This is a genomic window from Erysipelothrix larvae (assembly GCF_001545095.1).
Lineage (GTDB): Bacteria > Bacillota_I > Bacilli_A > Erysipelotrichales > Erysipelotrichaceae > Erysipelothrix > Erysipelothrix larvae.
The window spans coordinates 40,948-62,494 of the sequence record NZ_CP013213.1 but is presented as its reverse complement, the minus strand read 5'-3'; the positions used below and the strand labels follow the sequence as shown (position 1 = coordinate 62,494).

Genomic DNA, 21,547 nt, shown 5'->3' with positions numbered 1-21,547 from the left:
ATTAAACTAGCACTTAAACGCCATTGGCCGATAATTGTGTCGTATTTGTTATTTATATTTCTACTCGATGAGAACCTGTTAATACCCATAATTTTTACACATGGACTCATCCTGTGCCTATCACTCAATATAATTAACCCTTTTGAATTCATTATTTCCATAGGTACACTGCTATTTTTAGACAGCTGGGTCTTACTCCTGATTCTTTCACTTGGTATGATTCCATTACGCATCCTTCGATATCAAACAGCAAGTCTTATAAAAGATCATTCACAAATGCTTTTGGTATTAACAATAATTACGAGCCTGTATGCACTCCTGCCATACTTATCGCAATTTATGATACTGCAATTATTCCCAATCAATCGAATTTTAATGCTTTTCGTGTTCTTCTTTACTTCCAATCTCTCTCAAGAACTCACAAATTCCAAAGAGATGATTGGTAGGCTTAAAACTCGCTTTCACCTAGTTAGACTCAAGATGACAAATCATTCAATGAACTTTTTACCTCATGAAATACTAAAAACCCTCAAACATCACTTACTACTTCTGGGTGTGTTGTCATTGATATCATTTTTAGTGTATCGCACTCCCCTTGATCATATCATTGTTCTTATCCTCTGCTTGATATTGATAGTTTTTGAGTTTGACATGTTGTTTTATTACTCATTTCAATTCAAACACAGCTATTACGCTTTTACACTCATCCGAAAAGGGGCAGAACTTGGTATTAATTATCTAGTCTCAACGTATATTCTAATGTATGGTTTGATGAAAGGCATCCACCAAACTCAAAGCTCACTCTCACTGATGTATCTTTTCGTATCTGCAATCGTATTGATTGTTTTACTTATCAGGTGGTGTCGTGCACTCGATTTAACGTTTAGGTTGAGACCTTTACTTATAATCAGCCTTATGTTGTTGAGTAGTTGTTCAAAAACAAGTGGTCCCGCTGAGTTTGTAATTTCAATTACTCAATCATCCTATTTTGGAAAATTGGAACCTGTTGTCATTAAGTCGAGTAACCTTGATGAAATCACATTAAGAATTAAGGAATCTCAAAATGTAAGTCGTGGTACTGTTTTATATCGCGATGCCTATGGAAGGGATGTTAAAGCATCAATGGATGGACGTGTTGAAATACGTGAGACAGTTTTTTTGTTTATAAGTCACGCCTATGAATGCAAAGTAATCATACCAGAGACGGATATGCACAATTTCAGATTAAAGGAATCCTATGAAATTGAATCAATGAACGGCAATCCTTTGGGGAGTATTAAACTTAAAAGTATTGATTATCAATATGAGCATAACTCAGGGTCCTATCAAGACATTAATCAATATCTTCTTATCTTCGACATCAAAGAAAGTAAACTCATCCCACAATCTGTCATACTGACGGTTCCACAACCCATTATTTCAATTCCTAATTCCTTTGTATTACTTGAAGAGGATGCCATTTATGTTGAAACTATAGAAGGGAAAGTAGCGGTGAAAGGGACCTACAATGAAGAAACTCAAACCTATGATATAACAACCCGATTAAGTGATGGCTTAATCTTATATGAGGTATCCAATGATTAAACTTAGAAATATCACAAAGCAATATCCAACTGAACCGTTACCGACACTTGATGGTCTTGATTTAGAGATTAGTGCAGACGATTTAATTGGGCTTTATGGTGCAAGTGGTTCTGGAAAAAGCACCTTACTTCGCATTCTTGGCTTATTCGATTTCGATTATGAAGGTGAACTTCATTTTGATGGTTCAAAAATTGATGTTGAAAATCATGCGATGATTACAACAATTCGACGAGAGAAAATTGGATTTATATTCCAAGATTTTAAACTCATTTCTGATAAGACGGTTAAGGAAAATCTTGAATGGGTCTGCATTTTAAGCAAGATTCCAAAAAAACACATCAAACGATCAATTAATCGTGCCTTTTTTCGTGTGTCACTCTCTCAAAATATGTTGGATAAATACCCGCATCAATTAAGTGGCGGTCAACAACAACGTGTTGCGATTGCGCGAACTTTATTGAAGTCTCCACAGTTTATCATCGCAGATGAGCCTACTGGTGCTTTGGATCAATCGACAAAATCAGAAATCTTATCTCTCATAAAATCACTTAAAATACCCTGTATCATAGCGACTCACGATCTCGAAACACAGCCTTACTGTACGCGTATTTTATATATCCACTCAGGTAAACTCCATGATACTCACAAAGATAAAGCTCCTTAAGTTCATCATTATCTCGAATGTGCGTCAGCTGTCTTCAACAATCTTTTTCTATGCCATCACATCTGTGCTTATCTTTTTTATCTTAATTCTCAACGATTCACTGAATCATCATATTTCTGACATGTTTCCAAAAGAATTCTTTATCTCTGCGTCAATTGATGCTGGGACTCATGTACTTGATATAACACATAAAGTCTTTACACCCAATTATATAACACAGTTCAATCAAGTGTCTGGCTATACAATTCAAGTAGATATGCAAGACCCTGAGATCACAGTTCAAATTGGCTCTACTCAATTGCAGACTGCTTTTTCAATTTCTTGTTGTGATGCTTCGCTATCAATGAGCGAGTATTTTGCGGAAACGCATGACCTCAACATCGGAGATCCACTTTTGATACAAGGTCAATATTACCGCATTTCATCAATACACAGTGATTTTGATGACCCGAGTCCACTCATATTGCCAATGGATAGTGACATTCATTTTAAAACCCAAGCCACCAGTTTTAAGATTGTAGACAGTAATCTCGATGAAGTTGAACTCGATCTGGCTTTGAAACAATCCGTTGATAACCCTCATATTCAATTTGATATTCTAACATTTGATATTGAAGACGCTTTGAATTCACTCGTTAATATCCTATTTAGCATGTTATTTGCTGTGGGAATTCTTGTATTTATTGTTGCTTCTTTTAATATAAAGTCCATGACAATTCTATCAATAACAAAAAGACAACGCGAAATAGTCTTATACTTTCTCTACGGACTTCCAAAAAAAGACCTATTCTTAATTTTTCAAATAGAGTCTTTTTGTGTTCATATGTTTTCCTTGTTGATCAGCTACAGCGCTTCAGTAAGTATTATTTACCTCGCATCATTATTGTTTTCGTTTAGTTTTAGCGGTGCGATCATCAAGTCTATTTTTGTTAGTATCATTCAAATTTTCTTTGTTCAACGGATTACTCAAAAAATCCTTGTAGGATGTATTAATGAATCCATTTCAAAAATATAATCTATTTATGATTTCGTAAGAGATAATTTCGATCTACGTTTACTTCAATGGGTTGCTCAACAAAACTGAGCGCTTCTCGAATTTCTTTTTCGATTGCTTCATTTGATGCTTCACAATCTTCTTTGAGTACCACATCAAACTCAACAATACCATCAATCACTCTAAAATCATGATAGGATTCGATCTCAGGAATGTTTTTTAACGTCTTCGATATACGAAGTCGAACGTGATTTGATTTGGCATCATAATAGTCGATGGGATCCAGATGAATCACAATCTCAAAACTGCACATTTCGTCTATTTCTCGTTCAATTTTATCTGCGATTTCGTGGGCTTTATTGAGTGTCATAGACCCATCGAGCTCAATATGGACACTGCCAAATTTATGTAATTTACCGTATGTATGAATCAATAAATCATGGTATCCAGCAATATCCTCATGCTCTTTTAATATCTTCACAACTGCATCAATATCTTTTTGCGATGGTCTTTTTCCCATAAGTACTGTGACTGCGTCACGCATAAGTCCAAAGGCACCTAGTAGTATTAGCAGTGAAATAATCAATCCTAAGTATCCATCAATTACAATGTTGTATTGAGTTTGCACGAAAAAACCGATGAGTAAAGCGATCGCAATAATCACGTCGTTTCGACTGTCTACTTCACCTGCTTCTAAAAGCTCAGATCCGTTTTGCTTCGCGGATTTACGATACATTACCATCATCGAAAACTTCACAACTAACGATATAATTGTAACAATCCACATGGCAATATGAATGGATTCTAAAGTAGGGTTTCGAAGTTGATCAATTGCACTGGTTAAGACATCAATTCCTGCATACATTAGGATTATCGATACAATGAGCCCACCAATCATTTCAAACCGTTCATGACCATACGGATGTTCTTCATCGGCAGGTTTTGAAGAAATTTTAATGCCAATCAACATAACAAAAGTTGTTAGAAAATCTGATAAATTGTTGATGGCATCTGCAATCAGAGAAATACTTCCTGAAATTACGCCGATACCAAACTTAAATCCCGCTAAGAGTCCATTCGCAACAATCGCGATATAAACTGTTTTCGTTGCACTACTTGTGTTTTGATTTGGGTTCAATACGATCTCCTCCTATACTAGTTCGTATTTTTTGGACATGCGATACGTTAAGATCACAACACCAATGCCTCCCAAGGCCATAAAGATTGTTCCTAATTGAATATATGCTGGGTCAGGAAAACTTCGAGCAAGGATCACAATTGTTCCCAGTCCCAAGATTCGACCAATATTCATTAAAAACTCTGAGGCAATAATATGTCCCGTTATATTACCATCTTTCGCCTCTTCCGTAAATACCCTCATTCGGATCATTTGAAATCCATTAAAGTAAAGGGGTGTTGATATTGCGTTAATAATTCCAAATAACAAAGCCATTAACGCCCCTTGAGAGAATGATAAGATAAGCATTGAAGCAAGTAAACCAAAGGATCCAATATAGAGAGCGTTTATAATCATCGCATGTCGGACCTTTCGTCCCACAACCCAATAACTCGCAATCACAATGGATGATATCAGTGCATTGTAGTAACTCAATATCTCTCCAGAATTATTCAACATCCTAAATACAAGCAATCCACTCAACGCCATTGTATAACATTCCCTGAGGCTATGGAGAACTGCTGTTTTCTTTTGATATTCCCATTTTTCACTTCCCTTTTTAAACAATTCTAAGAATGGAAAACTTGGTGTTCGGTATACATATGAAAGTCTTAAACTCATATAAGCGACCACTATAAATAACACAATAACCAGGGTAAAGATCATGCTATATCCAAACATATCGGTCTCAACATTTCCAAGTATCACAGCTGTTACAACGGGTGCAAAAATATTTGCAATCCCATTTAATAACCCCATGTTGCTTAGGAAAAGACTGCGCGCTTCGATGCGTGGTGTTTTTTGATTCATAACGTTCATTGCATACCAAAATAATCCTTCACCACAACCCGTAAGTCCGGCGACAATAAATGCTTTCCAAACTGCCTCGGCAATCCCATCCTGAATCCACAGTAAGTATAAAAAAGCACCGGTCATAAAAACGAGCCCGATCGATAAGATTCGTGTCAGATCATGTTTTGTACTCATTCTTCCACCAATCAATGAGAAGATCGGTATGAAGAAGTAACGAATGCATGCATATAATAAGGTTAGTTCAAGTGATTGTGTGTAGGAATACACAAAAACATTCACAAAAACATTTCCCATCGACATGGCAAACGTAAATAAAGCATTCATATAAATGATCTGTTTTTCTTTTGATACTAATGTAATCATATAACTTGGTTCCTATCCCATCTCCCCCGATTTGAAATATATAAAAAAGAGTGATTATGTCGCACTCTTTCTACATTCTGGGCAAATCCCATAGAGTTCTAGTTGATGCCTAACAATCTGATACCCTGTTTCTAAAGCGATTCTGTTTTCATAATCCCCTAAAGGACACTCTTCAACATTGACAATTTTTCGACATTCGATACAAATAAGGTGGTGCACATGAAGATGTCGATCATATTCGTAGACGCTCGTTCCCGTCTCAAGGTATACAATCTTGTGGACGATGCCGTGTTTCTCAAATAAATCCAAGGTTCGATAGATTGTTGACAAATCTATTGATTCATCAATCTTACACCGAATATCTTGTAAAGAAATTGGCGTTTTTGCTTCTTTTAATACGGTAAGTATTTCGTCTCGTGGTTTTGTAAATCGAATCTTTGAATCATGCAGTTCTTTTTTATTTTGCATCGTTACCCCTCCTTACTGTACTCGATCTTCTTTGTTACGATCTGTATTGTTATTTTACCCCGAGTGATATCAATAAGTCCATTCAACTGTTCAGGGTTCTTTGTTTTTATATCATAAATCGCCAGTGTTTCATAGTTTCGATCGATAATTTCTGCATTTTCTGACAAAAAAGTCTCAACTGCATTAATATATTCGTAAGGAAACCTTAAGTTTACAGTTGTGACTTCTTGAGGGATTAAGATTTGTGCAGTGTCAATGGCGTGCTTAACACTGCTCCCATAAGCACGTATTAAACCTCCAACACCAAGGAGTGTTCCCCCAAAATAGCGCACAACAACCGCAAGTACATAGTCTAGGTCATTGCCACGTAATACCTGAAGCATTGGTAGCCCTGCACTTGAAGCAGGCTCTCCATCATCGTTTGATCGCTCGATATCTTCGACTACATACGCGACACAATGATGCGTCGCTTTTGGATGTTCCTTTTTTATACGCTTTATCACTTCTTTTGCTTCTGTTTCTGATTGAATCGGAGTTAGATATGTTATAAACTGAGACTTTTGAAAATATAATTCTGTGACAACTTCTTGAGCAATTGTTTTTTTCATACCATCCTCCTGAAAATATTTATAGTAATTGGTTCTTATAGTTTGACAATCAAAGTAGTTTTCCTTATAATCATAGTGACCATAGGAGGTTTTTATGAAGAAATACGGAATCGTTGTTGACTCGTCAGCAGCACTTACAGAAAAACAAGCGAGTGATTTAGGTGTTGTAGTTGCTCCTTTAACTTTAACATATAACAAGGAACACTTTGAAGACCAAATTACAATGACTTACAATGATGTTAAAGATATTTTAGCACGTCATGAGATTATTATGACATCTCAACCAAATATTGGACGCATTTTAGAGTTATTAGAGCCTATGCGTGATGAAGGGTACGACCATATTTTTATTATTACACTTTCCGCAACCCTTTCAGGGACATTCTCTGCATTTAACCATGCAGTAGAAGAACTTCAATTATCAAATGTTTCTGTCATTGATTCTTATACAATCGCAGGACCGGTACAAAATGCTATTGGATTAATTCGACACTTTGAAGCGAAAGATGGAACTGTCGAAGAGATATTAGAAGCATTCAAACCCATCTTTGACAATACATCAACATATATCTATCCACAGGATTTTCGTCAGCTCAAAGCCAGTGGACGTATTTCTTCGAGCGCTGCAACACTTGCATCGCTATTAAAAATCAAACCTGTACTTCGATTTGAAAACAGAGGGAAAACTATCGAAAAGTTTGCTACCGCACGTACTGAGGCAAAAGCCTTCGATGCAATCATGAACGATCTTTTAGACAATGGCGTAAATCAAAACGATCATATCCTTTATATTCTTGAATTTGAAGCAGATGAAGTATCAAAACGATTCATCAATAGAGTACACGAAACCTTCCCAAACATTGAAATTATCAGAATGCCTCTACCTGCTGCAGTAGCCACTCATGCTGGAATTGGAACAATTGCCATTCAATGGAATGTTAAGACTAAGCAATAGGTGCTCGCAATTTGTGTTTGGATTTAAAAATTATCTTCATTTCTACTTCTTAATAGCTGATTAATTATAAACAATCTCAAAATGGTGTATAATTTACTTACGGAGGAATAGATATGAATATAGCAATTGTTACCGACAGTGGGAGTAACTACTATAACGAAGATCTTAAAGATGTTAAAGGATTATATGCCGTTCCGCTTCAAATAATTGATGGGGATACAACATATCTTGAAAGTGTTGAAATCAGCAATACACAGGTTAATACCTTAATGAAAGAGCATCATACCTTAACGACTTCATTACCAGCAATCGGACGCATTGAAGCCTTATTTGAACAAATTAAAAACGATGGGTATGACAAAATTCTTGCGGTGCCTATTACATCTGGAATTTCTAGTACCATCAATGCAATGCGAACTGCTGCAAACTATATGGATATTCGTTTTGATTTTATCGATTGTTACTCTACATTCCATAACTCACTTGACATTGCGCTTTATGCAAGACGTGAACTTAATAGTGGACGTAGCTTAAGCGAAATAACTGGAATAATCGAAGATGCTATTGAACATAGCGACACAAATATCATACCTGATGACTTGGGTCATTTATCACGTGGTGGTCGATTATCACCACTTGCCGCAACTTTAGGTGGTTTCCTAAAAATAAAACCGATTCTTCATTTAAACAAAGACACACTTGGAGTTATTGAACCCATGGATAAAGTACGTACCATGAGCAAAGCCATTTCAACCGTGGTTGAAAACATGAAACAAGCCGGTGTGGATGAAACTTACACGATTACCGTGGCACATGTTGATTCGATGGAACTTCTAAATGAAACCGTTGATAAACTTCACATAGCATTTCCTAATACAGAAATACGAAAACATGATTTAATATCAACAGTCAGTGTCCACTGTGGACTTGGATCTGTTGCACTTCAGTACATGAAGATTTTGAAGTAAAAAGATATCCTACACTGGATATCTTTTTTAACTTACTGTAATACTGATCAATTAATGGATAAATTTTGCTACCGCTGTTTCTATTTCTTTTGCATGCCCATCCATCAAATGGCCCCCTGTTTCGAAGGAGATGAATGTGCAATTAGGAAAGCGGTTGAGTGCGTTAAGTGTATCTTCGTAGCGTACTAATTTATCATCTATAGCATGAAAAATGAGAGTAGGCACTTGCAAAGACTCGATGTGATAGTTCTCAAAGTTTCGTGCCATATCTGGATTCGTAACAGAAGCATCCAATATCACACCGTCTTTTCGATCCCCAATCGGAAGCATGCTGTTTATAGTAGATGGATGCATCCCCATAATCGGTTCAAAAAATGGGCTGATAACATACATTGCGAAATTGTTGCACAAGAACGCAGGAGGGCCTGCATATTCAGGATATGTATGAGGTTTTTCTGAAAAATGCATTCCAGAGCAATATAGTATAAGTCCCTTTGTCCGATGTGGATAATCTAATGCAAATCGTATTGAGACACTGCCGCCTGCTGATGTTCCTAACAAGAAAACCTTCTCAATTTTCAATCTATCGAGCAATTCAACAAATGCAGTTGCTTGTTCACCAGGTGTTCCGCTTCCTAAAATATCACTGCCAACATATCCAAACCTTGAAGGCGCAATAATTCTATAATCAGAGCTCAAATCCTTGCACGTATCAAAAGCTTGGTCATATCCTCCGAAAAGACCGTGAACTGATAGGATTACTTCTCCGACGCCTTTGTCCACATATGTTAGATTACCATAACTTAAGGAAACACTTTCGGCTTGATAAGTGGTGAGTGTTTTACGACTTTCTTTGACGGCGTTATGGCATCGTATTGCTTGTATCACCAAATACATGGTTATAACGATAAGCATTGTGCCAAGGATATATATCCACATAGTCTTATTTCAATCCTTTCTGTATGATTTATCCATTTTCAATTTTCTGCATTTACATACGTATCACGGAAATCCTGCACCATTAAAGCAAGTTCTCTTTTCGCATCCTCTATTTGGTCATGATTCATGTCATATTTCTGTAATAAAAAGAATATCGGAGTATAAAAACGCAACGCAAGGACATGTGCATTATTCCCTTTAATCACCCCTTTGTTTATAAGTTCGGTAAATATTTCTTCTTCATGTTTGATGGATCCTTCAATAAATAAATCTTCATACACTGCATTGATTTCTGAATTATGGTAACGTTCTATCTGTAACATTTTTCGAAATTTGGAAGCAACATCGTCTTGTAAATAAAATAGAAAAAGGCCTGTTGTAACATCAATAAGCTTTTCGGTTGAAATAGAATCATAAGCAAATGCAGCCTTTTTTGATTCAGGCAATCTCATGTCATTGTGCATTGTTTCGATCCGTTTCGAAAACTCAACGACGCAAAAATTGAAAATATCCTGTTTGCTTTTATAGTGCTTATATAATGATGGTGTTTTAATTCCCACCGCTTCTGCAATTTCCCCAACATTAACCGCACTATATCCTTTAACAGAAAATAGAGATAATGCTTCATATAATATCTTTTGCTTAGTATTCATTCATATCCCCTCTGTGGCTAATCCTAGTTAGCTAATTCAATTATAGGCTAACTCAAGTTAGCTGTCAAGAAAGGGTACTCTCGTTTCATACGTGTCTTCGCCTTTAGGCATTTTCTCTGCCTCATTAGGATGTTGATCCTCACCATATTCAATTAATAGTACTTAAATCCCTTCAATTATCCTTTCCAAAGAAAAAAGCTAAGTATTCTTGTCTTTATGTACTTAGCTTTAATACGCATTTAATTGCGAGGTTTTCTACGACGATTTCCACCGTCTCTGTTTTGACGACGTTTCATTAATGCCCGTTTTTCAACCGTGATTTTACGTCCTTTAACACGTTCTTGATGCAATGCATCTGCAATGACATCACTGAATTTTTCAGGAACATCCATGAATGATTCCTTTGGTTTAATGGTGATATCACCGACCGCGCGTGAAGCATCTTCAGATACTTTCGCAATGATCTTCAAGAAGGTTGCTGGAGAAACGTGTTCTTTCCCACCAACATTCAATGCCAAGGTTACCATAGGACCATCATTACGACGTTTTCTTTCCTTAGGTTGTTCTTGTTTGATTGGCTTCAATGAAGATTTTTCGTACTGAGCTGCCAACATTGCACCCATGAAGTCAGAAAGTGACAATCCTTCATTCTCAAGTGCATTTAAGATTGCTTCATAGTCAGAACTTACTTCTTTTTCTTTCCATGCTTGAACATCTTGAATTACAGACTCAATAAAGTAGTTCTTCAAATCTTCTTCTGTTGGAAGAGGTTGAACTTCAATTGTTGATTTAGTCAGTCTTTCTAGATTGCGTAATTGATAACGTTGACGTGGAGTCACAAATGTAATTGCTAACCCATCACGACCATTACGTCCTGTACGACCGATACGGTGTACATAGTATTCAGTTTCTTGAGGCACATCGTAATTGATTACCATATCCATTGACTGAACATCAATTCCACGTGCTGCAACATCAGTCGCAACAAGAATTTGCACATTTCCTTTTTTAAAGCGTCCCATAACTTGCGTACGCATTTCTTGCTTCATGTCTCCATGAAGACCCAAACACAAGATTCCTTGCGCATTCAATGCATCCACAACTTCATCAACACGACGTTTTGTGTTACAAAATACCATTGCACTTTTTGCACTGTTGAATGAGAAGAGTTGAGCAATTAGATTAACCTTATTATCTTCTGTTACACTGTATGCAATTTGCTTAATATTTTCTGATGTTACATTCTTTGGTGAAACACGCACCATCTTTGGATCTTTCAAGAATGTATTTGACAATTCTAAAATTGCCTTAGGCATTGTTGCTGAGAAGAAGCCTTTTTGAGTTTCTTCTGGTAAGTATTCAAGCACTGTTTCGATGTCTTCTAAAAATCCCATGTTTAACATTTCATCTGCTTCGTCTAATACAAGCATTGAGCAATTGTTAAGTCGGATTGTTTTTCTTCTTAAATGATCGAGTAAACGACCTGGTGTTGCGACAACAATATCACATCCCCGTCGTAAATCACGGATTTGGCGATCAATTGGTTCTCCACCATAGACACTCGCTACACGTGCATGTTGCACAAACTTCATAAACGTACGGAGTTCTTCCGCTACTTGCATACACAATTCACGAGTTGGACATAATACCAGTCCTTGTGTCACACGTTTATCAAGCTTCTCTAAGCGATTTATCATTGGCAAGCCAAAGGCTGCAGTTTTCCCAGTACCTGTCTGAGATTGTGCCAATACATCGCTTCCTTCCATAAATATAGGAATCGCAAGATTTTGAATCTCAGTGGGTGTTTCATACCCTTTTTCTGAGAGCGCTCTTAAGATCGACTCCTGTAATAAAAATTCATTAAATGTCATATATTCCTACTTTCAGTCACGCGTTCTAGTATAACACACTTTTCATATAAAAAGGAAACAATCCACAGTTAACCGTTTACAAAGTTGAATATTTGAACGATTGTTCTCTTTGACTCAAATATTATCATAAAGCATCATGAATACCCTACTTTATTGACCTTACATTTTGTATACCCATAAAAAAACATTCTAAGCCATCGTATGATTTCGACTCCTAGAATGTTTTTTAGTTAAATATCAAGTTTCAGTACAACTGGTGCATGATCACTTCCAAACTCTTGATCCAAGATGTCTGCATCAAGAATCTTATTTTGTAATCGGTTTGACACGACAAAATAATCAATCCGCCACCCTGAGTTATTTGCACGGGCATTAAATCGATAACTCCACCAAGAGTAACGCTCTGTAATATCTGGGTATAAGAATCTAAATGAATCTGTAAATCCCACTTCAAGTAATTTTGTGAATTCACTCCGTTCCTCATCAGAGAACCCCGGATTGTTTCGATTTGATTTTGGATTTTTTAAGTCAATTTCTTGGTGAGCTACATTTAAATCACCACACAATACCACAGGTTTCATCGTATCCAAGTGCATCAAATATGCTCTAAAATCAGTTTCCCATTGTACACGGTAGGATAATCGCTTAAGTTCAGGCTGCGCATTGGGTGTATATACATTTACTAAAAAGAATTTATCATACTCGCAGGTTATAACACGCCCTTCTTGATCATGCGATTCGATGCCGATACCATACGTCACCGATAAAGGTTTCTTTTTTGTAAAAACCGCTGTTCCTGAATATCCTTTGCGTTGTGCATAGTTATGATACGCATAATATCCTTCTGGACTAAAATCGGATTGCCCTTCCTGTAATTTTATTTCTTGTAGCGAGATTACATCTGCGTCAAAAGACTTAAACTGTTCAGGGAAATCTTTCTTCATTATTGCGCGTAACCCGTTCACATTCCATGATATAAATTTCATAATGCCTCCTTATAACCTCTCTTAGTATGACATACTTATCAATAAATACAAAATCTAAAAACAAACATTGAATTTCATGATAATATTAAGACAAAGCGAGGGAAAAATCAATGAGAAAAACTTATATTGTACCAGCATCAAACGTTCGTTCTTTTCAACATGATTTAGTAAAAAACAATGATGTACTCATGGGTGTTCAAGTGCTTCCTTTTGAAGCGTGTTGTTTAGAAAGTCCCCTTACTTCAAAACAAATTGAAATACATTGTTTCGAAGCGATTCAAAACAATTCTTTTTCTTTGCTTGAGCTTTCATTAAAAAGTCCCTCATTGATAAAAGACTTAATCAACTTCAGAATCGACATGAAATGTTATGATCTTGACCTTAGTTGTTTACCACAAACGACTCAAAGAGAGAAAGAACTCTATCACGCTTTCTCAATCATCGAGCCCTATATTCCTTCCCTTTCGCTTCCACCTGGAACGATTTACTATAGTTTAGAGGGCTTGTCACACGCTCAAATTGCATTTTTATCTAAATCGAATGCATTACCACTTTCACCTTCACAAAAAAGTCCTTCAAAACTTGAAGCGTTTGAAGCGCTTAATTTTAGACAAGAACTTGAAGGTGCCATGCAATACATACTTTCACATCACTTCGACAACGCGGTGATTGCTTTATTTAACTATGAATCCGTCATCCCTTATGTTGAAAGTTGTTTTCAAAGATATGGTGTAAATGTTTCCTATCAAAACCGTCTGTTTGATATCGTCAAGCATCAAATGCTGGCTTTCATAAAACAATACACCTCACAAGACCTTGCTTCTACCTTAGCGCTTATTGAATCAGGTGCATTAGGCCTTAAGAAATCTTATAAACTCTTACGTTACATTCATCATTATAAACTCCATCTCAATCAACTGGTTGAGCCGTTTAACTATGCCCTTGATACCAAGATGTCAATTGTACGCGATATCATCGACCTTCAAAAGGAGATTCAAGACGATGCTCAAATCTTAAGAGACTACCTACTCGAAATTCAAGAAATGTCTTTGAACGATTTTATTGTTTATGCACTCAATCGCTTAAGTGAACTTCACCCTTTTGATACGAAGCCCTTGCTTCGCTACGTGCAAGAAGTGTATCCATTTATCACACGCGATAGTTTACCCGTCGTGATAAAACATATTCAAGCGCTTAAAGATAATCCTAAGCAGTCGCTTTCGATACAGGTTGTTGATGTGAATGCAATCCCTTCACAGATTGATGGACCACTGATTATTCTTGGATTGTCATCAAAAGCCTATCCTAATCTTTCTTCACTGTCAGGGGTACTTGATGAGTCCTATGTTAAGCAAATCAAAGGGTTTCCAACACTTGAAGCGCGAAATAAGTTCAATCTTGAATTAAAACGATCAATCTTTAGAAAAGCAGACCACCTTGTGCTGTCGTTTCCACATGCAACTTATGAAGGTAAAGCTCTGGAAGGGGCTTATGATGCCGAGGTTTTATTGTCGCAATATAATATTAAACCCAAGCCATGGAGCATTCAAGAAGCACTTAATGGCCTTAAACCCTCATTAAAACTCGACCCAATGCTCGCGCGTGCTTTATATGAAAGAGATGGAAAAATCGTTGGATCTGTGTCATCACTTGAGCTTTATGTTCAAGATCCACTGCAGCATTTCATTAAACACGGTCTAAGGCTTCAAGAACCTCCATCGTATAAACTTGATGAACGATTATTCGGTACGCTTAATCACTCCTATTTTGAACGCTCTTTAAACGGTAAAAACACCAATCTTTGGGATGACTATGCCTCTTATCTTCCGCTTGATGATGCAACGCTATCCCTTATTCGCGAAATAAATGACGAAGTGCTTCAATTTCACCACGACAATCTGTCACAAGCAATCCAGACCACTTCATTCAAACCTACTTATTTTGAAACCCGGTTTGAGAATGAATCCTTCTTTGAAGGTTTTGAGTTTAATGGTGTCATTGACCGAATTGATGTTGCGGATGATCACCTGCTAATCGTCGATTATAAAAGCAGCAATCATGTATTACAGTCAAATGAGATACTACTTGGTCATCAACTCCAACTCTTAACGTATGCACTGATGGCGCGTCTTCGCTATAACATGCCAATCCAAGGAGTTTTCTATTACAGCCTCAATAAAAATACGATAACCCAAAATGGGCCAAGTTATTCGAAGACTAAAGGGATTTCTTCAAGTAATCCAGTCACGATTCAAGACCTTCAAAAAGCCCATAGTTATAAAGGGTGGTTTTTCGATGAACCCGATGATCGTTTTACTCAAGCTGATTTCTACACAGGACTGATGCTTCGAAAGAAAGATGACGCGTTCTACATATTTGGTAAGCCTTATGACATAGAGAAAGTTAAAGTGTACTTTGTAGCGCTCTATGACTACTTAAAACAACAATTACTTAACGGTGAATTGGATGTAAATAAATTCAATTTACCACTTTTCGATAATTACTCATTTAAACAAGGAGGTGATGAAGATGAGTCCTAAGTTCAATACTCAACAACGCGAAGCCATTGAAGCATTGGGCGAGAATGTCGTCGTTTCAGCATCCGCAGGTGCAGGAAAAACAACTGTGTTAATTGCTCGGCTCATGAAACGCATCTTAGAAGATGGTGTCAGTATCGATCGTATCTGTGCACTTACCTTTACGGATGCTGCGGCGAATGAAATGAAAAAACGCCTACTTGCAGCACTTTATGAAAAGAACGAAAGCGACCCTTCGCCTTACCTTACACAACAAATGATGCTTGTAGAGACATCCCACATCTCCACAATTCACTCTTTTTGCCTTTCACTCATCAAAGATCATGGATATCTATTGGGTATTTCTGATGAAATGACACAAAATATCCTGGATCCCGCAATGGTTACTTTGTATCAGAAGCAAGCAATGGATGAATGTATTGAGAATTGGGCACGGCTTCGTAGAGATGATTTGAAAACCCTCCTAAAGACCTTTACTGCACGCCCTCAACGTTTGGGCCCATTTTTTGACGCTGTTATGAGTGTCTCAAAATATTTCAATTCTAAACACGATAAACAAGAATCGATTAACTTTTTACTACAAACCTATGATGCCAAAGATTTTAGTGCACTTCCTGATGTGATTAAAACAGCCTATTTTGCACATCACCATCTCCATCTCACCTTGATTAAAGATAACCTTCAAGCCTTGATTCAATCTGCCGATGGCATCGATAATCAAGAGGAGTTAAGCCACCTATTATTATCACACTATGGATCGCTTAAAGATCTATTGCATCGTATTGATAATCACGATATTTCATTTATGAATCAGGTGCTTGATGTTTTAAACATTAAAATTAAGACACTTCGTGGCCAAGAAGAATACAAAGCCTGTGGTGATCGTTTAGCTGAATCGATTAAAACCTATATTGATACTGTCGAACCCATTTCACAAAGCGTTAAGACGCTCAATGAACAAGCGCCGATCCTTAAACTCCTCGTGGAATTCACAATCGCATATCAAGAGCGGTTTCAAACCATAAAAAAAGAAATACAAGGGTTGGATTTTGATGATTTCGAACATCTTGCTTATTCACTACTCACCTATAATGATGGGGTGTTGTCTAAAGAGCTTAAGCTTCAATTTGATGAAATCATGGTTGATGAATTTCAAGATACCAATGATTTTCAAGATGCAATAATTCAACTGATATCCAATGGCTCAAACATATTCAGAGTCGGTGATGTCAAACAATCAATTTATCGCTTCCGTGGTGCAAAACCATCAATTATGCAATCCCTTATGACAGATGATCATATTAAAAATATCTACTTAAGCTTTAACTATCGTTCGAAAGAAGATATTGTCCAGTTCAACAATGATTTCTTTGACGAAGTATTGAATCTTACTTCGGGTATGTCGTACTCAGATTACGATGCAGTTGATACTGGGATTCCTTCCCAAAAAGAAAACACCCAACCCGTAGAATTTTTAATTGTTACCGATGATGTGTTATATGAACCCGATCCAAAATATCTTCCATGGGATAAAGACCGTAATATGCGTAAAGCACGTATTATTGCTCAAGAAGTTATTCGGCATCATGAAATGGGTTATCGCTTCAAGGATATTGTAATTCTAATCCGAGGGCATGCTCAAAAAGTCTTTCTGAAACGTGCATTTGAGGAAGTAAATATTCCTCACTTTATTGATGATCGCGGTGGTTTTTACAACTCTACTGTTGTCGCATCCATCCTTCAATTCTTTAAGTATGTTCAAGATGAGACAGACTACTCTTTAGCAAACGTCTTGAGATCCGTATTTATTGGGTACTCCTATGACACACTTGCTCAATTAAAACTACACAACCCAAAATCACTGTATGCAGGGCTCAAAACGTTTGACAAGGAAACCTTTGACCTGTTACAAGGGATTCGTCATAAATGGAAACATCAAGATGTTGTATCATGCATCTTAGATGTCATTAACTTAAATGATGCGTATCACTCACGCCTTTCGATCCAAGATAAGACAAATGTTGACTCCCTATTAGAGAAAGCAATTACCTATCAATCATCAAACAATCCAAATTTGATGGGATTTATGGAGTTTGTGAATAATCTCGATGATGAAAAAAGTGCTGAAGCCATCCCACTTAGTGATTCAGATGATGTTGTAACCGCAATGACAATCCACCAATCTAAAGGGCTTCAATTCCCGGTCGTGATTCTGTGGTCGATGGGGCGTCGTGTAAATCGCGACTTACAAGGAAGTATCACAACGGATGACCTTTTAGGGATTTCGCTTGTTGATAAAGTTGAACCGCTTAATGTTGCGCGGCCTTCGATTCTTAAAACATTGATGCGTTCGAAACAAGATGCAGAAGATCTTGAAGAAACAATGCGTCTTGTTTACGTTGCGCTTACACGTCCACAAGAACGACTCGTGGTTGTGGATTTATTGAAAGAATATACAGAACAGCTGCTTACGCCTTCATTTCTCTACTCATATAAGCACCTCATTGAGCTTTTAGTTTTACCACATTCAACACATCGCCGTGTTGCCTTTGAAACCTACAATACGATCGAGTATAAAATACTTCAGCCACTTGAAACCGTTGATACTCCAACACAATTTGTTGCTCCAGAAATTAAACGGATAGAGACGCAGGAAATTGATCATGGGACCTTTGCATTCAACCCTAATTTCTTAGAGGCTACAGCATATGGGACAACACTCCACAAAGCAGCAGAAGATTTACCTCAGCGTACCTGGACACAGGAAGATTTGAGTGGCATTGAACCTAAGTTTCATAAAGCATTGTTGGGGTATAACGCGCATCCATTTACACAAACACTTTATGAAGCGCACATCAAGGAACAGGAAATTCCCTTTATTTACACCGATCATGATGTCATTCGAAATGGTATCATTGATGCACTGTATGAATTTGAAGATACGATTATTCTTGTAGACTATAAGACAGATAATGCTGACTTTGAAACACTTAAACAACGCTATACTTCTCAGCTCCAGGTTTATAAACAAGCACTTCTGAAGCTTGAACATAGTAAATCAATACAGACCTATATTTATAGTTTCCACAATAATGATTACCTTGAAATTCTTTAAACAAAGGCAGTATCACGCCAAGCTTAGTGTGACACTGCTTTTTATTATCTTATATACATCTATAATAATAAAAGCAGAGACTCTATAATCTCTGCTTCTTACACTATTGTAATCCATATTTTTCTTTAAGGATTGTCATCATGTGCTGGATATTCCCATTCCCAGCATATTTATTTTCGTTATCAAAACTTTCTGAGGTTGAAACCCATAACAGTGGATTCACCTCTGCGACGACTTCAACATCCGTGTTCAAGAAACCATAATATACTTGAAGTTCAACACCATCATCCATATATTGTGTAATAAATAAACACTGAATGGTAAGATTTGCTGGTGTTAATCCGGTTTCTTCTTCAAGTTCACGGTATGCTGCCTCTAGTCCGTCTTCTTGTTCAAATGCTTTTCCTCCAACAAAGTTTAAAAGTCCTTTATAGGGATTTTTCCTGCGTTTACACATCAATACGCGTTGTTTATCTTTGGAAAAAACAATGATCAAATTCACAACACGCATGATTAATCCGCAAACAATTCAAATAGAATGCTTATTGGTGTGTGATTTTGAACTGCTTCAATTGCTTTCGCTAGCATATATCCAACAGATATTTGCTTCACTTTTTCACAACTCTTTTCTTTTTCAAGTGGAATCGTATTTGTTACTACTAACTCTTTGATTGGAGAATTTGTAATTCTTTCAATTGCAGGTCCTGAGAGTACACCGTGTGTACACGCACAATATACTTCTTTTGCACCTTTTGCGAGAAGCATATCTATCCCTCCCATTAATGACCCAGCAGTATCCACAATATCATCAACAACAATTGCGATCTTTCCATTTACATCCCCGATTAAGTTCATTGCTTCCGCAACGTTTGGTTTTGTACGGCGCTTATCAATAATGGCAATGGTTGAATTCGGAATTGTATCAGATAGACGACGTGCACGTGTTGCTCCACCATGATCTGGTGATACAACAACCACTTCATCTTGGAAATTTTTATTTCTGTAATATTGACCGATCATTGCAACTGCAGTCAAATCATCAATTGGAATATCAAAGAAGCCTTGGATTTGCGAAGCATGTAAATCAATTGTTACAACACGATCCGCACCTGCTTTTTGAAGTAAGTCAGCCATCAATTTAGCTGTGATTGGTTGACGTGCACGCGCCTTGCGGTCTTGTCGTGCATAGCCATAATATGGCATTAATACGGTAACACTGTTTGCGGACGCACGTTTGAATGCATCGAGCGCAATCAGAATTTCCATATATTTTTCGCTGACCGGTGCACATGTTGATTGAACTAAGTATATGTTCTTTCCACGTACCGATTCATCCGGTTCAACGAGAATTTCTCCATCCGCAAAATGATGAACCGTAATCTTTCCGGGTTCCATTCCTAAGTGGTTGCAGATTTCTTTAGTAAGCTCTATGTTTGATGTTAACGAAAATATGATTGTGTCCTTTAGCATGTTTATTTCTTTACCCTCTTACTTGTATATATCTCCCCGTACCCTGGTTTATTTGTCTGGCGTGTTCTTGCAATAGCCATTTCACCGTCTTCAACATCCTCATTCACTGTTGAACCCGCAGCTACCACAGCATTTTTTCCTACTTTAATTGGTGCAATGAGATTAACATTGCTTCCAACAAAGGCACCATCGTCAATAACTGTTCGATACTTGTTCTTACCATCGTAATTAACAGTAACAACACCACATCCTATATTAACATATTCTCCGACATCACTGTCACCAATATAGGTTAAATGTGCACAATTTGATTTGCGTCCGAAATTTGTGTTCTTAAACTCTACAAAGTTTCCAATTCTGACATTATCTCCAACCACTGTATTCATTCTTAAATGTGCAAATGGTCCGATTGAAACTGAATCACCAATTTCTGAGTTAATGATTTTTGAATTATCGACTGTTGAGTTATGACCAACTTTCGCATTTTCTAACCAAGATCCTGATAAAATGGTTGAACCACTCTTGATTGTAGATTGACCATAAATATGAACATTTGGATAGATAGTTACATCTTCTTCAATCACAACATCACTTCCAATATATGTAGCATATGGATCAACTAACGTCACACCGTTCTCCATATGTTTGTGGTTTGTTTTATTTCTTAACCAATTATTTGAAAGTGCGAGTTGCTCACGGTCATTAATTCCCATAAACTCGAATGGATCGTCTACTTTCAGGGCTTGAATTTTATGACCATTACGCTTCATAATCTCTACTAAGTCCGTAACACTGAGATGATCTTTAAAGTTTGCGCTGATTTCAGGTAAGTATTTGTATAATAATTCATTATTGAACACATATACACCTAAGTTGATTTCATTGATTGAAGTTTCCACATCACTAGCATCACGAATATCAACCACACGGTCAACTTCACCTTGATGATCACGAAGTACTCGGTTGTAGTGCTTCGGGTTTTTAACGGTTGCACTTAGGATTGTTAAATCGTATCCGTTATGATTCTCAAATATATACTCAAGTGATTCTTTTTGTACAATCGCACAATCCCCCAACAATAGGAGTGTTGAACCTTTTTTATCTTTGAGTTGATGTACTGCAGAAACAGCATTTCCTGTTCCTGTTTGCTCATCTTGATAAGCATATTGAACACGATCTTTCAAGTATTGTTCTATGGATTCTTTTTGATATCCAGTCACAACAACTGTCTCATCGACACCCACTGCTTCAAGTTGATCAACAACATGTCCAATCATCGGTTTATGAAGTAATGGTTGCATTACTTTGTTTTGCGATGATTTCATTCGCGTCCCTTTTCCGGCCGCTAATACAATTGCATATTTCATAGGTTTTGCCTCCTC

18 protein-coding genes are annotated in these 21,547 nt (G+C 37.1%); 7 read left to right on the top strand and 11 right to left on the bottom strand.

The genetic code is table 11. The annotated features are described in order from the left end of the window. Nucleotides 1-651: 651 nt before the first annotated feature. Genes AOC36_RS12105 through AOC36_RS00285 form a run of 3 tightly spaced genes read left to right on the top strand, consistent with a single transcriptional unit; the run spans nt 652 to nt 3,263 of the window. Entirely contained in the window at nt 652-1,584 is a 933-nt protein-coding gene (locus tag AOC36_RS12105; RefSeq protein ID WP_198401184.1) for a hypothetical protein, read from the top strand. After that, complete coding sequence (locus tag AOC36_RS00290) at nt 1,577-2,248, top strand: ABC transporter ATP-binding protein (protein ID WP_067629755.1); 672 nt, start codon at nt 1,577-1,579, stop codon at nt 2,246-2,248. The genes AOC36_RS12105 and AOC36_RS00290 overlap by 8 nt, the downstream gene beginning before the upstream one ends. Then, nucleotides 2,220-3,263, top strand: coding sequence for an ABC transporter permease family protein (locus tag AOC36_RS00285; RefSeq protein ID WP_067629752.1), 1,044 nt, complete (start codon nt 2,220-2,222; stop codon nt 3,261-3,263). Before AOC36_RS00290 ends, AOC36_RS00285 begins: the two co-directional genes overlap by 29 nt. Nucleotide 3,264: 1 nt before the next feature. Here AOC36_RS00285 and AOC36_RS00280 read toward each other — a convergent pair whose 3' ends face one another. The 4 genes from AOC36_RS00280 to AOC36_RS00265 are packed head-to-tail and all read right to left on the bottom strand — an operon-like array spanning nt 3,265 to nt 6,671. After that, nucleotides 3,265-4,380 (bottom strand): cation diffusion facilitator family transporter, encoded by a 1,116-nt coding sequence (locus AOC36_RS00280; RefSeq protein ID WP_067629749.1) that lies wholly within the window; start codon nt 4,378-4,380, stop codon nt 3,265-3,267. Nucleotides 4,381-4,392: 12 nt separating this feature from the next. Beyond that, nucleotides 4,393-5,595, bottom strand: coding sequence for an MFS transporter (locus AOC36_RS00275; protein ID WP_067629746.1), 1,203 nt, complete (start codon nt 5,593-5,595; stop codon nt 4,393-4,395). Between the two features lie 54 nt (nt 5,596-5,649). Continuing rightward, the gene (locus AOC36_RS00270; protein WP_067629743.1) at nt 5,650-6,063 is read right to left on the bottom strand and encodes a Fur family transcriptional regulator; all 414 of its coding nucleotides are present in this window, start codon (nt 6,061-6,063) and stop codon (nt 5,650-5,652) included. A gap of 2 nt (nt 6,064-6,065) precedes the next feature. Next, nucleotides 6,066-6,671 (bottom strand): YigZ family protein, encoded by a 606-nt coding sequence (locus AOC36_RS00265; RefSeq protein WP_067629740.1) that lies wholly within the window; start codon nt 6,669-6,671, stop codon nt 6,066-6,068. Nucleotides 6,672-6,765: 94 nt separating this feature from the next. On the opposite strand from AOC36_RS00265, the gene AOC36_RS00260 reads away from it, so the two are divergent. Both AOC36_RS00260 and AOC36_RS00255 read left to right on the top strand, forming a co-directional pair. Then, nucleotides 6,766-7,626, top strand: a complete 861-nt coding sequence (locus AOC36_RS00260) for a DegV family protein (RefSeq protein ID WP_067629737.1) — start codon at nt 6,766-6,768, stop codon at nt 7,624-7,626. Between the two features lie 113 nt (nt 7,627-7,739). Further along, complete coding sequence (locus AOC36_RS00255; protein ID WP_067629734.1) at nt 7,740-8,594, top strand: DegV family protein; 855 nt, start codon at nt 7,740-7,742, stop codon at nt 8,592-8,594. A 51-nt stretch (nt 8,595-8,645) separates the two neighbouring features. On the opposite strand, the gene AOC36_RS00250 is transcribed toward AOC36_RS00255, so the two are convergent. The 4 genes from AOC36_RS00250 to AOC36_RS00235 form a co-directional block, all read right to left on the bottom strand. Next, the gene (locus AOC36_RS00250) at nt 8,646-9,509 is read right to left on the bottom strand and encodes an alpha/beta fold hydrolase (RefSeq protein WP_198401183.1); all 864 of its coding nucleotides are present in this window, start codon (nt 9,507-9,509) and stop codon (nt 8,646-8,648) included. Nucleotides 9,510-9,571: 62 nt separating this feature from the next. Then, nucleotides 9,572-10,186 carry a TetR/AcrR family transcriptional regulator gene (locus AOC36_RS00245; protein ID WP_067629728.1) on the bottom strand — a complete coding sequence of 205 codons (615 nt, stop codon included), beginning with the start codon at nt 10,184-10,186 and terminating at the stop codon, nt 9,572-9,574. 239 nt (nt 10,187-10,425) lie between these two features. After that, a complete protein-coding gene (locus tag AOC36_RS00240; protein WP_067629725.1) occupies nt 10,426-12,057 on the bottom strand; it encodes a DEAD/DEAH box helicase in 1,632 nt (543 codons plus the stop codon). Between the two features lie 230 nt (nt 12,058-12,287). After that, nucleotides 12,288-13,043 (bottom strand): exodeoxyribonuclease III, encoded by a 756-nt coding sequence (locus AOC36_RS00235; protein WP_067629722.1) that lies wholly within the window; start codon nt 13,041-13,043, stop codon nt 12,288-12,290. A gap of 110 nt (nt 13,044-13,153) precedes the next feature. On the opposite strand from AOC36_RS00235, the gene AOC36_RS00230 reads away from it, so the two are divergent. Both AOC36_RS00230 and AOC36_RS00225 read left to right on the top strand, forming a co-directional pair. After that, on the top strand, nt 13,154-15,583 hold the full coding sequence (locus AOC36_RS00230) for a PD-(D/E)XK nuclease family protein (protein ID WP_067629719.1): 2,430 nt from the start codon (nt 13,154-13,156) through the stop codon (nt 15,581-15,583). Further along, nucleotides 15,573-18,695, top strand: a complete 3,123-nt coding sequence (locus tag AOC36_RS00225; protein WP_067629715.1) for a UvrD-helicase domain-containing protein — start codon at nt 15,573-15,575, stop codon at nt 18,693-18,695. The genes AOC36_RS00230 and AOC36_RS00225 overlap by 11 nt, the downstream gene beginning before the upstream one ends. A 103-nt stretch (nt 18,696-18,798) precedes the next feature. Here the strand turns inward: AOC36_RS00225 and AOC36_RS00220 are convergent, their stop codons facing one another. The 3 genes from AOC36_RS00220 to glmU are packed head-to-tail and all read right to left on the bottom strand — an operon-like array spanning nt 18,799 to nt 21,532. After that, nucleotides 18,799-19,197 carry an NUDIX hydrolase gene (locus AOC36_RS00220; protein ID WP_232505402.1) on the bottom strand — a complete coding sequence of 133 codons (399 nt, stop codon included), beginning with the start codon at nt 19,195-19,197 and terminating at the stop codon, nt 18,799-18,801. 11 nt (nt 19,198-19,208) lie between these two features. Next, on the bottom strand, nt 19,209-20,165 hold the full coding sequence (locus AOC36_RS00215; RefSeq protein ID WP_067629708.1) for a ribose-phosphate diphosphokinase: 957 nt from the start codon (nt 20,163-20,165) through the stop codon (nt 19,209-19,211). Nucleotides 20,166-20,167: 2 nt separating this feature from the next. Beyond that, nucleotides 20,168-21,532 carry a bifunctional UDP-N-acetylglucosamine diphosphorylase/glucosamine-1-phosphate N-acetyltransferase GlmU gene (glmU, locus tag AOC36_RS00210; protein WP_067629705.1) on the bottom strand — a complete coding sequence of 455 codons (1,365 nt, stop codon included), beginning with the start codon at nt 21,530-21,532 and terminating at the stop codon, nt 20,168-20,170. Nucleotides 21,533-21,547 lie beyond the last annotated feature (15 nt).